Origin of the sequence: Jiangella mangrovi (assembly GCF_014204975.1) — a bacterium.
Lineage (GTDB): Bacteria > Actinomycetota > Actinomycetes > Jiangellales > Jiangellaceae > Jiangella > Jiangella mangrovi.
In genome coordinates this window covers 6,980,722-6,994,842 of the sequence record NZ_JACHMM010000001.1, presented here as the reverse complement: position 1 = coordinate 6,994,842, position 14,121 = coordinate 6,980,722, and the positions used below count along the sequence as shown (strand labels likewise).

Annotated in this window: 8 protein-coding genes; all 8 read left to right on the top strand. The window is 71.6% G+C overall.

Annotated elements, in window-relative coordinates:
* The first annotated feature begins 10 nt into the window (after positions 1-10).
* The 8 genes from HD601_RS32250 (at position 11) to HD601_RS32215 (ending at position 14,103) form a co-directional block, all read left to right on the top strand.
* Positions 11-769 (top strand): hypothetical protein, encoded by a 759-nt coding sequence (locus HD601_RS32250; protein WP_184829039.1) that lies wholly within the window; start codon positions 11-13, stop codon positions 767-769.
* Between the two features lie 540 nt (positions 770-1,309).
* Entirely contained in the window at positions 1,310-2,503 is a 1,194-nt protein-coding gene (locus tag HD601_RS32245) for an ROK family transcriptional regulator (RefSeq protein ID WP_184829037.1), read from the top strand.
* Between the two features lie 275 nt (positions 2,504-2,778).
* Positions 2,779-3,726 carry a sugar phosphate isomerase/epimerase family protein gene (locus HD601_RS32240; RefSeq protein ID WP_184829035.1) on the top strand — a complete coding sequence of 316 codons (948 nt, stop codon included), beginning with the start codon at positions 2,779-2,781 and terminating at the stop codon, positions 3,724-3,726.
* A gap of 23 nt (positions 3,727-3,749) precedes the next feature.
* The gene (locus HD601_RS32235; RefSeq protein WP_184829033.1) at positions 3,750-7,082 is read left to right on the top strand and encodes a PQQ-dependent sugar dehydrogenase; all 3,333 of its coding nucleotides are present in this window, start codon (positions 3,750-3,752) and stop codon (positions 7,080-7,082) included.
* A gap of 574 nt (positions 7,083-7,656) precedes the next feature.
* Positions 7,657-9,783 carry a PQQ-dependent sugar dehydrogenase gene (locus HD601_RS32230; RefSeq protein ID WP_184829031.1) on the top strand — a complete coding sequence of 709 codons (2,127 nt, stop codon included), beginning with the start codon at positions 7,657-7,659 and terminating at the stop codon, positions 9,781-9,783.
* 479 nt (positions 9,784-10,262) lie between these two features.
* Positions 10,263-11,519: an ROK family protein gene (locus HD601_RS32225; protein ID WP_221441491.1), complete on the top strand. Its 1,257-nt coding sequence runs from the start codon at positions 10,263-10,265 to the stop codon at positions 11,517-11,519.
* A gap of 17 nt (positions 11,520-11,536) precedes the next feature.
* Positions 11,537-13,021, top strand: coding sequence for a sugar ABC transporter ATP-binding protein (locus HD601_RS32220; protein ID WP_184830318.1), 1,485 nt, complete (start codon positions 11,537-11,539; stop codon positions 13,019-13,021).
* Positions 13,018-14,103 (top strand): ABC transporter permease subunit, encoded by a 1,086-nt coding sequence (locus tag HD601_RS32215; RefSeq protein ID WP_221441489.1) that lies wholly within the window; start codon positions 13,018-13,020, stop codon positions 14,101-14,103. The genes HD601_RS32220 and HD601_RS32215 overlap by 4 nt, the downstream gene beginning before the upstream one ends.
* The last annotated feature ends 18 nt before the right edge of the window (positions 14,104-14,121 follow it).

The following is a 14,121-nucleotide window of genomic DNA, read 5'->3' as shown; positions in this document are numbered from 1 at the left end:
TCCTGCGAACGTGGCGAACCGACGCGACGAGTCACGGAGACCGAGTGCGCGCGGCGGACGGGGGACCGGTGCCGGCCGGTCCTCGTCCCCGGCGCCGGGGCAGCAGAACCCGCCCCGGCGCCGGGGCTTCTGGATCGCCGTCGCGGTGATCCTCGCCGCCGTCAACATCGTGCTGGCCACCCTGATCCTCAGCGGTGGCGACGACGGCGACCCGGTGGCCGGCCGCGTGGCCGACCTGGAGGCGCAGGAGGAGGCCCGCCAGGTCGAGCTCGTGGCCGAGCTGACCCAGCAGACTACGGCCGCCCACAGCGGGCTGCTCCCCGTCATCGAGGGGCTGCACACCGTGGTCCCGTCCGGCGGCCAGGCGGTGGTGTCGCCGGCCGCCACCCCGGCCTCCTGGCACAGCGCCGTCGGCGCCGCCATCGGCACCTTCGGCGACCCGCCCTCGGGATCGACGGAGTTCAACACCGCCCGCAACGGCCTCCTGCTGGCCATCGACCTCCTGGGCTCCGCGACGACGGCCTACGAATCCGCCGTCGCCGCCCCGGCCGGCCCCCAACAGGACGAGCTGCTCGAGCTGGCCGGACGGCTGCGCGACCAGGCGGTGGCCGCCTGGTCCGTGGCCGCCACCCAGCTCGACGTCCTCAACATCGACGCCGGCTACGGCCACGCCCACATCACCCTGCCCGCCCGCCCCGGCGAAGAGGTCGACCCCCACGGCGGCGTCGGCTTCGAACCCAAACCGGAGGACCACACGAACCACAACTGACGGGGGGAGTCTGGCGACGGGCAGGTGGTCGCGGCGGCCCTTGCGTCATCGGGAGGGACTTTTCCTCGCTATAGCGGGGAGAACTCCCTCCTGGCGGGCGCCCTCGACGACTGTTCGCGTCCGCGATGTGGGATTTCGGCGAGTCTCTGGGCCGCCCACCACGATTACCCGAGCCTCAACACGCCTGCAATCGTGTCGAGGCTCGGGTAATCCTCGTGATGTGCGCGATCCTTGATGATCTTCGCTGTCCACAACCCCGGCGGGCCGCAAGAACGCGGCGAGGCGTGCCCAGGGTCTCCCCGTCCCCCTGATAGCTGCCAGAGTTCTTGGCCGCGGGACCGCGGGTCAAGCGGTCCCCTCCGGCGCGGAGCGCCCCGATCGGTCCGCTCGAGGCGCGGTTCCGCGGCTAAGAGAATGGGCAGCAGGGGGACGGGGAGCCCACCTCTTCACCCGGCAGAACTGGCGACATCTTGAGACGATCGTGTTCGACATGGGAGACACTTTCGCGGTGCGGCGGCGAAAGCGTGGCACGATAGATCCATGGCGCACACGCTCGCCGGTCGTCCGGAAACCGCGACCCAGGCGAAAGTCCTGAAGCTGCTGCGCGACGAGGGCCCGCTGTCGCGGGTGGAGCTCGCCGACCGGCTGGGTGTCTCGCGTACCACCATGGCCAGCGAGGTCAGCCGGCTCACCGAGCTCGGGCTCGCCGAAGGAGCAGGTCCCGCGGCCAGCAGGGGCGGCCGGCGTTCGACCCTCGTCGACCTGTCGTCGGACGTGCGGTTCGTCGGGGTGGCCATCGGGGCGACGACGGTGTCCGTGGCGCTGACCGACGGGCGGCTGACGGTGCTCGGCCAGCGCTCGGTCGACATGGACGTGCGCCTGGGCCCGGAGCCGGTGCTGGCCCGCGCCCTCGAACTGACCCACAAGGTGCTCGCCGAGCACGGCGTCACCCGCCCGGCCGGCGTCGGTGTGGGCGTGCCGGGCCCGGTCGACTTCCACGGCGGCATGCCGGTCTCGCCGCCGATCATGCCGGGCTGGGACGGCTACCCGGTCCGCGACGCCCTGGCGCGCGAGCTGGGCTGCCCCGTGCTGCTCGACAACGACGTCAACGTCATGGCGCTGGGCGAGCAGCACTCGGGCGTCGCGAAGGCGGCCCGCGACTTCCTGTTCGTGAAGATCGGGACGGGCATCGGCTGCGGCATCGTCGTCGACGGGCAGTTGTACCGGGGCGTCGACGGGTGCGCGGGCGACATCGGGCACATCCGGGTCGAGGAGTTCGGCCCCACGTGCGCGTGCGGCAACACCGGCTGCCTCGAGGCGTTCTTCGGCGGCGCGGCGCTGGCCCGCGACGCCCTGGCGGCGGCCCGCGGCGGCCGGTCGCCGGCGCTGGCGTCGTTGCTGGCCGAGAAGGGCGAGCTCACCGGCGCCGACGTCGCGTCGGCGGTCGCCATGGGCGACCCGTACACCGTCCAGATGATCCGCGACGGCGGCCACCGCGTCGGCTGGGTGCTGGCGAGCCTGGTCTCGTTCTTCAACCCCGGCCTGATCGTCATCGGCGGACGTGTGGCCCGGCTCGGGCATCCGCTGCTCGCCGAGATCCGCGGCGTCGTCTACCGCCGCTCGCTGCCGCTGGCCACCGGCAACCTGCCCGTCGTCCTCAGCGAGATGGGCGACGACGCCGGCGTGGTCGGCGCCGCGGCCCTCATCAGCGACGCGATCTTCGCCGCTCCCTGAGGGTGACCCTGAAACGCGCCTGAAGGCGCAGCTCACGCCGTATTCGATGAGAACTTCGTTACTTAGCGCGTCAAGTTTCGAAAGTACGGCGTGAACGGTTGACCGCGGTTTCCCGAGACGTCTAGTTTTGCGTGATCAACGGCCGGTTCCGGTCGTTGTCTGCGCGTTCGTACGGGTGGGTGCCGGGAGGGAGGGGGCCTCGCCACGTCGCGCGCGCCCATCCCGTCACGGTCCCCGCCACCCCGCGGGTCGACCGGCTCAACGAGGAGAACGAGATGGCACGTCCCGAGATCGACCGGCGCCGGTTCCTCGGCGCCGTAGCCGGCACCACCATGGCGGTGGCCGCGGCCGGTCTGGCCGCCCCGTCCGCCGCCGGCGCCGCGAAGGGCATGCTGGTGCCGCCCGGCAAGATCGGCATCCAGCTGTTCACGATCCGCAACCTGGTCTCCTCGCTCGGCTTCCGGGTGGTCTTCGAGGAACTGGCCCGCATCGGCTACAAGAACGTCGAGTTCGCCGGGTACACCTCGCCGGCGGAGCCGGGCATCACGGTGCAGCAGATCAAGCAGCTGCTCGACGACAACGGGCTCACCGGCATCGGCAGCCACGTCGGCCTGAACGCCTTCCGCACCAACCTGCAGCTCGAGCTCGACCGGGCCGAGATCCTGGGCCTGCCGTTCGTCGGCACCGCGAACGAGCCGGTGACGGCGGCCAACCGCACGGTCGCCGGCTACCAGGCCGCCGCGGCGGAGTTCAACGCCTTCGGCGCCGCGGCGCAGGCCCGCGGGCTGCGCTGGTACCAGCACAACCACCAGAACGAGTTCCGCATGGCCGCCGACGACCCGTCCGTGCGCCTCTACGACGTGCTCCTCGCCGAGACCGACCCGAAGCTCGTCTACCTCGAGATGGACATCTACTGGGCCTACGTCGGGCAGCACATCGCGCCCGGGTTCGACCCCATCGACTACGTCGTCGGCAACCGGCTGCGCTACCCGCTGTTCCACGCCAAGGACGGCCGCCGGTCCACGTCGGCGAACGGCTACGACATCGTCGAGTTCGGCGCCGGCGACATCGACTTCCAGCGCTTCTACAGCGCCATCGGCTCGCGCGGCCGGCACTGGTCGCTGTACGAGCAGGACAACGCGCCGAACACGCCACCGGCCCAGGGCGGTGCCGCGGGCGCCGCCGAGCGCAGCTACGACGCCATCTACGAGCTGCGCGGCTGACCGCGGCCTACGAAAGGACCCACATGCGTCGCATCCGCAGCACGCTGACCACCGTCCTCGCCGCCGCTCTGCTGCCCGTCGCCGCCCTCGCGGTCACGGGCAGCAGCGCGGTCGCGCACGAGGGCGACCACGAGGCCGACGACCCCGCACTCGACTGGGACAACTACGAAAAGATCCTGCTCAGCAAGGAGACCGGCGAGCCGATCGACCTCGCGGTCCTGCCCGACTCGCGGGTCCTGCACACCGCCCGCAACGGCGCCGTGCGGCTCACCGACCCCGCCACCGGCATCACCCGCACCGTCAACACCATCGACGTCTACTCGAACTCCGAGGACGGCCTGCAGACCATCGCGATCGACCCGGACTTCGCGACCAACCAGTGGGTGTACCTGCTCTACGCGCCGCGCGTCATGGAGGCGCCGTACCCGGAGACGACGCCGTCGGGCAGCGCGCCGAACTCGCTGCCGGCTGGCGAGACCGCGTCCTACTGGGAGCGCTGGAAGGGCTACAACGTCCTGTCCCGGTTCAAGTGGGACGAGGCCACCGACTCCCTCGACCTGTCCACGGAGCAGCAGATCATCAAGGTCGAGGCGCAGCGCGGCCAGTGCTGCCACGTCGCCGGCGACATGGCCTGGGACGCGGACGGCAACCTCTACCTGTCCACCGGCGACAACACCCCGGCCAGCACGCCGGGCGCCAACGGGATGGCGCCGAACAACGACGCCCCGGGCATGAACCCGGGCCTCGACGCGCGCCGCGGCGCGGGCAACACCAACGACCTGCGCGGCAAGATCCTGCGGATCACCGTCCAGGAGGACGGGTCGTACACGATCCCCGAGGGCAACCTGTTCGCGCCCGGCACCGCGCAGACCCGGCCCGAGATCTACGTCATGGGCGTGCGCAACCCGTTCCGCATCGACTACGACGTGCAGGCCGGCGCGCTGGTCTGGGGCGACTACGGGCCCGACGCCGGCGCCCCGAACCCGGACCGCGGTCCCATGGGCTACGTCGAGTGGCAGAGCACCCGCGCGCCGATCAACGGCGGCTGGCCCTACTGCCACGGCCCGAACGCGAACTACAACGAGTGGGACTACGCGACGGCGACGCCCGGCGTCTGGTTCGACTGCGAGGCGGGCGCGGAGAACAACTCGCGCTGGAACACCGGCCTCGACGTCGTGCCGCCGGCCACCGCGCCGCACCTGTACTACGGCGACAACGCCAGTCACCAGCCGTGGCCGGAGCTGACCGACCTCGGCGGCGGCGGCCAGGGCCCCATGGGCGGGCCGGTGTACCGCTACGACGCGGACAACCCGTCGCCGGCGAAGTTCCCGCAGCTCTGGGACGGCCACCCGTTCTTCGCCGAGTTCTCCCAGGACTACGTCGTCGCGCTGACCATGGACCTCGCCACCAGCGGCCCCGTCACGGCGATCACGGACTTCCTGCCCAACGCGCACCTGAGCCACGTCGGCCAGCCCATCTGGGACAACGTCATGGACATGGAGTTCGGCCCGGACGGCTCGCTGTACGTGCTCGAGTACGGTGACGGCTTCTTCCGGCAGAACCCCGACGCCGGGCTGTACCGCGTCGACTACGCCGAGGGCAACAAGTCGCCGCAGGCGCGGTTCAGCGCCGACCCGATCTCCAGCAGCGAGGCGCCGCTGACGGTGTCGTTCGACGCCTCGGAGTCGGCCGACCCCGAGGGTGCCGCGCTGACCTACGAGTGGGACTTCGACGGCGACGGCACCTTCGACGCCACCGGCGTCACCGCGTCGCACACCTACACCGAGCTCGGCCAGTACGACGCCGCGCTGCGCGTGACCGACCCGTCGGGCAAGTTCGGCGCGCGGGCGACGCAGATCACCGTCGGCAACGTCGCGCCGGCCGTCTCGCTGGACACGCCGGACGGCGGGTTCTTCGACTGGGGCCAGGCGGTCGCCGTCTCGGTCTCCGTCGACGATCCCGAGGACGGCACCACACCGGTCTGCTCGCGCGCGACCTGGGCGTTCGGGCTGGGCCACGACCTGCACGCCCACCCGCTCAGCCAGGGCACCGGCTGCACGTTCGGCATCCCGACGCCGGCCGACGCACCAGAGCACGGCGAGACCGAGAACATCTACGGCGCGCTGGTCGTCGGCTACACCGACGGCGGCCACCTGGGCGTCCCGCCGGCCCGCGGCGAGGCGTCGCTGCTGCTCAACCCGAAGACGCAACAGGGGGAGTGGTTCGACGACAGCAAGGGCGTCGAGATCACCGACGACGCGACGGCGCGCGGCCTGCGCAAGGTGACGTCGTTCGACGCGGCCGACTGGATCGCCTTCGACCCGGTCAGCCTCGCGAACATCGACAGCGTCGTCGCCCGCGCCTGGGGCCGGGGCACGCTGCACCTGCGCTGGAACGACCCGAAGGCGCCGCCGTTCGCGCAGCTCTCGTTCCGCAACCGCACCGGCTGGTTCGAGGTCGAGCAGGCCCTGACCAACGCGCCGACGGGGACGGGGCGGCTCTACGTCACGTCGACCAGCGGGTTCGACCTCGACGAGCTGCGCTTCGTCGGCGACGGCGTGGCCGACGTGACCCCGCCGACGGTGTCGCACACGCTCAACCCGGCGGCGCCGACCGGCCAGAACGGCTGGTACACCGGCGACGTCTCGCTGACCGTCAATGCGACCGACAACGGCACGGTCGCGAGCCGGCAGCGCTCGCTGGACGGCGGGGCGACCTGGTCGAACGCCAACAACCCGCTGACCATCACCGCCGAGGGCGCCACCACGGTGCACTACCGGGCCACCGACAACGGCGGCAACGTGTCCGCCGTCGGCTCGGTGACCGTGCGGATCGACAAGACCCCTCCGGTCGCGTCGATCGGCGGGGTGGCCGACGGGTCCAGCCATGCGGCCAGCGGCACGCTCACGCCGTCGTTCACCGGCTCCGACGCCGTCTCCGGACTGGCCTCGGTGACGGGGACGCTCGACGGGGCGGCGCTGGCGTCGGGATCGACGGTGCAGCTGTGGACGCTGCCGGTCGGGTCGCACACGCTGGTCGCGACGGCGACCGACGTGGCCGGGCGGCAGGGCACGGCGACCGTGTCGTTCACGGTGACGACGTCGCTGGCCGACCTCGCCGCGATCGTCGACCACTACGACGCCGCGGGGGCGCTGACCTCGGCCGGTGAGAGCCGGCTGCGGCTGCACCTCGAGGCTGCCATCCGCCACGCCGACGCCGGGCGCGACGACAGCGCCGCCCGGTCGCTCGGCCAGTTCCTCACGGCCGCGCGCAGCTCGACGTTCGTCACCGACGCCGGTGCGCGAGCCGCCCTCACCCACCACGGGGAGGTCCTGGTCGCCCAGCTGAGCAGCTGAGGCAGGGAGAAAGGCAGCCGGTGGGCCGGCGCGGACCGGCCCACCGGCACTTCACTGTGTCCCGAGGTTTTGCGGGTTTCGAGGTTCGGCGGTGGGGTGCTGACGTGGGTCGGGCCCTGCTGTCTTTCATTGTCGAGGGCGCGGCGGCGCGCCTCAAGCGGACCGATGGCGCTTCGCGCGAAGAGGACCGCTTGACCCGCGCCGCCGCGCCCTCGCCTTCAACAGCACCAGGGCCCCCTCCCCGGAATGGACCCGGCCCTCGGACCCGCTGTGTCTTGGGTTGCGCTGGCCGCTGGCGGCTTCGCTGTGGGGTTCGGCCATTGGTCTCGCTGTGGTCCAGTTCCGCCGGCCGGTCGCTGTTGATCATGGAGAAGAGCGGCTTTCCGGCCGCTCCGAAGGCGACCTTCTCCATGATCAACTTGGGTGGGGTGGGCGGTGGGCGACCGCTCGGCGTCCACTTTCGCCAACTCGGCGCTGAGATTGCACGCTTTCCGACGAAACGGTTTCAAACGTCTTGACATAGTGGAAACAGGACGTTTATCTGAGGCCTTCCGAACCGTGATCGGAGGGCAGCATGCGCAAAGCCGTACTCATGGCGGCGGGGACGCTCGTCGCGTCCACGCTCGTCGCGGCACCGGGGATGGCGGCGTCCGGAGCACCCGCCGCGGCCCCAGAAGTGGCACCGCCGGATTCGGCGTTCGACAAGGTCACACTGAACGACACGCCCGGTGAGCCGATGGACCTCGTGGTCCTGCCGGACGGCCGGGTGCTGCACACCACGCGCGCCGGCGAGGTCTGGCTGCACGATCCCGACACGCGGCTGAACACGCTGGCCGCGGAGCTCGACGTCTATGAGCACGACGAGGAGGGGTTGCAGAGCATCGCGGTCGACCCCGGGTTCGGGAAGACCAATGACTGGATCTACCTGTACTACTCGCCGCCGCTGGACACCCCGCTCGACGACCCCGACACGCCCACGGTCAACGAGGGCGACGCCCTGTTCGACGGCGAGCCCGCGGACTGGGAGCCGTTCGAGGGGCACATCACGCTGGCGCGGTTCGAGCTGGTCGGTGACCAGATCGACCTGTCGACCGAGCAGCACATCATGGACGTCCCGGTCGACCGCGGCATCTGCTGCCACGTCGGCGGCGACATCGCCTTCGACGACGCCGGCCACCTGTACCTGGGCACCGGCGACGACACCAACCCGTTCGAGTCCGACGGGTTCGCGCCGATCGACGAGCGGACGACCCGCAACCCGGCGTTCGACGCGCAGCGCACGTCGGCGAACACCAACGACCTGCGCGGCAAGGTCCTGCGCATCACGGTCGGCGAGGACGGCGGCTACACCGTCCCCGAGGGCAACCTGTTCCCGCCCGGCACCGAGGGCACCCGGCCCGAGATCTACGCCATGGGCCTGCGCAACCCGTTCCGCATCGAGGTGCAGCCCGAGACCGGCGAGGTCTACGTCGGCGACTACTCGCCCGACGCGGGTGAGCCCGACCCGGCACGTGGCCCGGCCGGCCAGGGCAAGTGGACGGTCGTGCGCGAGCCGGCCAACTACGGCTGGCCGTACTGCGCGACGGCGGAGCTGCCCTACGTCGACTACGACTTCGGCACCGAGGCCTCCGGCGAGCCGTTCGACTGCGCGGCACCGGTGAACGAGTCGCCGCACAACACCGGCCTGACGGAGCTGCCGCCGGTGACGCAGCCGGACATCTGGTACGGCTACGACGAGTCGGCGGAGTTCCCCGAACTGGGCACCGGCGGCATCGGCCCGATGGGCGGCCCGGCCTACGACTTCGACCCCCGCACTACCCGTGGCCGCGCCCCGATCGCCTGGCCGGAGCACTACGACGGCATCCCGCTCGCGTACGAGTGGACCCGCGACTGGATCAAGGGCATCCACCTGGGCGACGACGGCACCGTCGAGGCGATCGAGGACGTCATCCCGTCGATCGTCGTCGACAACCCGATGGACATGGAGTTCGGCCCCGACGGCGCGCTCTACGTCCTCGAGTACGGCGACGGCTACTTCGCCGAGAACCCCGACGCGCAGCTGTCGCGCATCGACTACATCGGCGTGGGTGGCAACCACTCGCCGGTCCCGAAGGTGACGGCCGACGTCACCGAGGGCCTCGCGCCGCTGGCGGTGCAGTTCTCCAGCGACGGCACGGCCGACCCCGACGGCGACCGGCTGCGCTACGAGTGGGACTTCGACGGCGACGGCAAGGTCGACTCGCGGGTGCGCAACCCCTCGTTCACCTACGAGGAGAACGGCCTGTACCACGCGACGCTCCGGGTCACCGACCTCGGCGGCAAGCACCGGCACAAGACGGCGTCGGCCGAGGTCGACGTGATCGTCGGCAACACGACGCCGCAGGTCGAGTTCGTGACGCCGCAGACGGGCGACACGTTCGCGTTCGGCGACCAGGTGCCGTTCGAGGTGCAGGTGACCGACGACCAGCCGGTCGACTGCTCGCGGGTCCGCGTGACCTACATCCTGGGTCACGACGAGCACGGCCACCCGCAGACGACGGCGCTCGGCTGCAGCGGCACGCTGCTCACCACGCTGCCGGGCGGCCACGACCCCGGTGACGGCCTGACCGGCGTCTTCAACGTCACGTACACCGACGATCCCGGCGAGGGCGTTCCCGCGCTGAGCGACAGCGCGGAGGTGGTGCTCACCCCGGAGGGCTGATGCCCTCATCATCCGCACGCACACGCCGGCCGGGTTCCCGTCCACGGGGCGGGAACCCGGCCGGTCCGCGTCTGCGGAACCGTCCGTCGCGGCCCTTGAAACGGTTCTACTTTGTCCAGTGAAAATCGGAAGTTCGCAACTGCGATGCGTGAAACCCGGATTTGCTGCTGACCCTTCTGTCGCCCGGCCGCCGGATGTTGCCGAACCGTGACCTCCCGGATGTGAGCGTTCCCGCCCGATCCGGAGTTCGTTGCCCTGCCTGGACAAACTGCAGCTCAGTGGGCATTTCTCCTGGTATGAACCGGATCGTCGGACCGTCCGGCCCTGCCTGCGGCCCGACGGCGGCACCGTCCCGTCATCGGCTGGTCACCCGAAGAAACTCGTTCGTAACTCTTGACCTTGGCTGGCCGCGCTTCCTAGTTTGTTGTCCCAACCGACGAACGCTCGTGACCCAGGTCACGCCACGAGAGGGGGCGCCCGTGAGCGACACGTCCGCGCCCGCCGATCAGGTGTTCCTCCGCCGCCACAACCTCGCCATGGTGCTGCGTGACCTGCGCGACGCGGGCCCGCGCTCGCGCGCGCGCATCGCGGCCGACACCGGGCTCAACAAGGCCACCGTCTCCAGCCTGGTCGCCGAGCTGGCCGAGCTGGGCCTCGTGCGCGACGGCGTCGTCGAGCGCGGCGGCGGGGTCGGCCGGCCCGGGCAGACCGTCGAGATCGACGGGCGCATCTGCGGCCTGGGCGCCGAGGTCAACGTCGACTACGTCGCGGTCCTCGTGCTCGACCTGCGCGGCGAGGAGGTCCGCTACGTCCGCACCCCGCTGGACGTCCCGCGCCTGGGTGTGGAGAAGACCCTGGACGAGCTGGCGGCGGCCATCGCCTCCGCCGTCGACGAGGCCGCGGCCGGGGGCCACGACGTCGCCGGCATCACCGTCGGCATCCCGGGCATGGTCGAGACCGCGCCGGGCGTCCTGCGCCACGCCCCCAACGTCGGCTGGCGCGAGGTGCGCATCGCCGACGAGCTCGCCACGCGTCTCGCCGGCCCGGCCGCGACCATCCGGGTCGACAACGACGCCAACCTGAGCGCGCTGGCCGAGTACGCCATGGGCACGTCGGCCGGCACCCCCGACCTCGTCTACGTCACCGGCGAGACCGGCGTCGGCGGCGGCGTCATCTCCGACGGCGTGCTGCTGCGCGGCACCGAGGGCTACGGCGGCGAGATCGGGCACATGCCCATCGGCGACCCCGCCCACCGCTGCGGCTGCGGCAAGGTCGGCTGCTGGGAGACGTCCGTCGGGCTGGCGGCGCTGCTGCGCGAGGTCGCCGACCCCGACGACCCCGTCACCGACCCGTCCGTCGACCTCGAGGTGCGGCTGGCCGAGATCCGCCGCCGCGCCGCGCTGGGCGACGGCCGCACGCTGCGCGGCATCGAGGCGGTCGGCACCGGCCTCGGGCTCGGCGCGGCCATCCTGGTCAACCTGTTCAACCCGCGGGTCATCGTGCTCGGCGGCTACTTCGCCGAGCTGGGCGAGTTCTTCCTGCCGGCCATGGAGACCGAGCTGGACAAGCGTGTCGTCGCCCCGGCCCGCGGCGGCTGCCGCATCGAGCTGTCGGCGCTGGGTTTCACGGCCGCCTGCCGCGGCGGCGCGCACGTCGCGCTCGAGGCGGTCTTCACCGACCCGGCGTCAGTGGCCGCCGACCCCGTCCCCGCCCCACTACCCGGAGGTATGGCGTGAGCGACCCGCTGCTCCAGATGACCGGCATCGTCAAGGTCTTCCCCGGCGTGCGAGCCCTCGACGGCGTCGACCTCGAGGTGCGCGCGGGCGAGGTGCACTGCCTGCTCGGCCAGAACGGCGCCGGCAAGTCGACGCTCATCAAGGTCCTGGCCGGCGCGCACCAGCCCGACGAGGGCGAGATCCGCTGGCAGGGCGAGGAGATCCGGCTCACGACGCCGATGGCGGCCATGAAGAACGGCATCGCGACCATCTACCAGGAGCTCGACCTCGTCGACGGTCTCTCCGTCGCCGAGAACATCTACCTCGGCCACGAGCTGGCCTCGGCCGGGTTCGCCCACCGCGGCGAGACGCAGAAGCAGGCCGCGGCCCTGCTGACTCGGCTCGGCCACCCCGAGATCTCGCCGAAGCGCGAGCTCGGCACCCTGTCCGCCGCGGGCAAGCAGATCGTCAGCATGGCGCGGGCCCTCTCGCACGACGTCAAGCTGATCATCATGGACGAGCCGTCGGCGGTCCTCGACCAGGAGGAGGTCGCCCGGCTGTTCAAGGTCATCCGGGACCTGCAGTCCGAGGGCGTCGCCGTCGTCTACATCTCGCACCGGCTCGAAGAGATCCGCCAGATCGGCGACCGCGTCACCGTCCTCAAGGACGGCCGCACCGTCGCCACCGGCCTGCCGGCCCGCGACACCCCGACCCGCGAGCTCACCCGGCTGATGACCGGCCGCGACATCGAGTACGTCTTCCCGCCGAGGACCTCGCGCGACGGCGACGGCGCGGTCGTGCTGGCGGTCAGCGAGCTGGCGTCCGGCCGCGCGTTCAGCGGCGTCGACTTCGAGGTCCGGGCCGGCGAGATCGTCGGGCTGGCGGGCCTCGTCGGCTCCGGCCGGTCCGAGATCCTCGAGACCATCTACGGCGCCCGCAAGGCGAGCTCCGGCACGGTCACCGTCGACGGCAAGCAGCTGCGCAACGGGCACGTGCGGGCGGCGGTCGGCGCCGGCGTCGGGCTCTGCCCCGAGGAGCGCAAGAGCCAGGGGCTGCTGCTCGACGAGGCGGTCTACCGCAACGTCAGCCTGGCCTCCATCGGGCGGTTCGCCCGCGGCGGCTTCCTCGACCGCGGCGGCGAGAAGCGCGCCGCCGGTGAACACGTGAAGTCGCTCGACGTGCGCCCCACGGGCATCGAGCGGGCCGTCCGCACGCTGTCGGGCGGCAACCAGCAGAAGGTCGTCCTCGCCAGGTGGCTGCTCCGGGAGTGCCGGGTGCTGCTGCTCGACGAGCCGACCCGAGGGGTCGACGTGGGGGCGCGCAGCGAGATCTACGCGCTCGTCCGCCGGCTCGCGGACGAGGGCGTCGCCGTCGTCCTGGTCAGCAGCGAGATTCCCGAGGTACTCGGCCTCGCCGACCGGGTGCTGGTCCTGCGGGAGGGCGTCGTCGTGCACACCGGGCCGGCCGACGACATCGACGAGCACCGGGTCCTCGACCTGGTGATGGAAGGGAGCGCAGCGTGAGCGACCAGACGCCGGCGTCGCCGCCGACGGGCGCGACAGCCACCACACCACCCGCCGACGAGCACCGCCGCATCGAGGCGGCCGCGGCGGGCGAGGGCGAGACCCAGTCCGGCTTCGTCCGGTTCATGAGCAGCCCGTTCGGCCGGAACCTCGGCCTCGTCGTCGCGCTGCTCGTGCTGTGCGTCGTCGGCGCCATCACCGCCGGCGACCGCTTCGTCGATGCCGACAACATGGTGACGATCCTGCGATTCGCCTCCATCATCGGCGTGGTCAGCATCGGCATGACCTTCGTGATCATCGGCGGCGGCATCGACCTGTCGGTCGGCGCCATCGTCGCGCTCTCGTCGGTCTGGGCCACCACGCTGGCCACGCAGACCATGGCCGAGGACACCCACTGGCTGCTCATGGTGTTCGTCGCCTGCGCCGTCGGTGTCGGCTGCGGGCTGGTCAACGGCGTTCTCGTGGCGTACGGGCGCATGGCGCCGTTCATCGCCACGCTGGCGATGTTCGCCGCCGCCCGGGGTCTGGCCGAGATCATCTCCGAGAAGCGCACGCAGCTCGTGGACGTCCGCGGGCTGGTCGACACCATCAACGGCGAGTTCCTCGGCATCTCGGTGCTGATCTGGATCTTCGCCGTGGTCAGCGCCATCGGCTGGGTGCTGCTCAACCGCACCACGTTCGGCCGGCGCACCATCGCCGTCGGCGGCAACGCGACGGCGGCCCGCCTCGCCGGCATCGCGGTCAAGCGGCACACCGTTCTGCTGTACGTGGTGCTGGGCCTGGCCTGCGGCATCGCCGGGATCATGCTGACCGCCCGCACCGGCACCGGCAGCGCGACCCACGGCCAGCTGTACGAGCTGGACGCCATCGCCGCGGTGGTCATCGGCGGGACGCTGCTCACCGGCGGCCGCGGCACCATCGTCGGCACGATCATCGGCGTCCTGATCTTCACCACGCTGACCAACGTGTTCACCCTCAACAACCTCGACAGCTCCACCCAGGCCGTCGCCAAGGGCGCGATCATCGTCATCGCCGTCCTGCTGCAGCAGCGGGTGTCGGTCCGGAGCGCAGACTCGAGCTGACGTGCGGGGGCCGCCGCC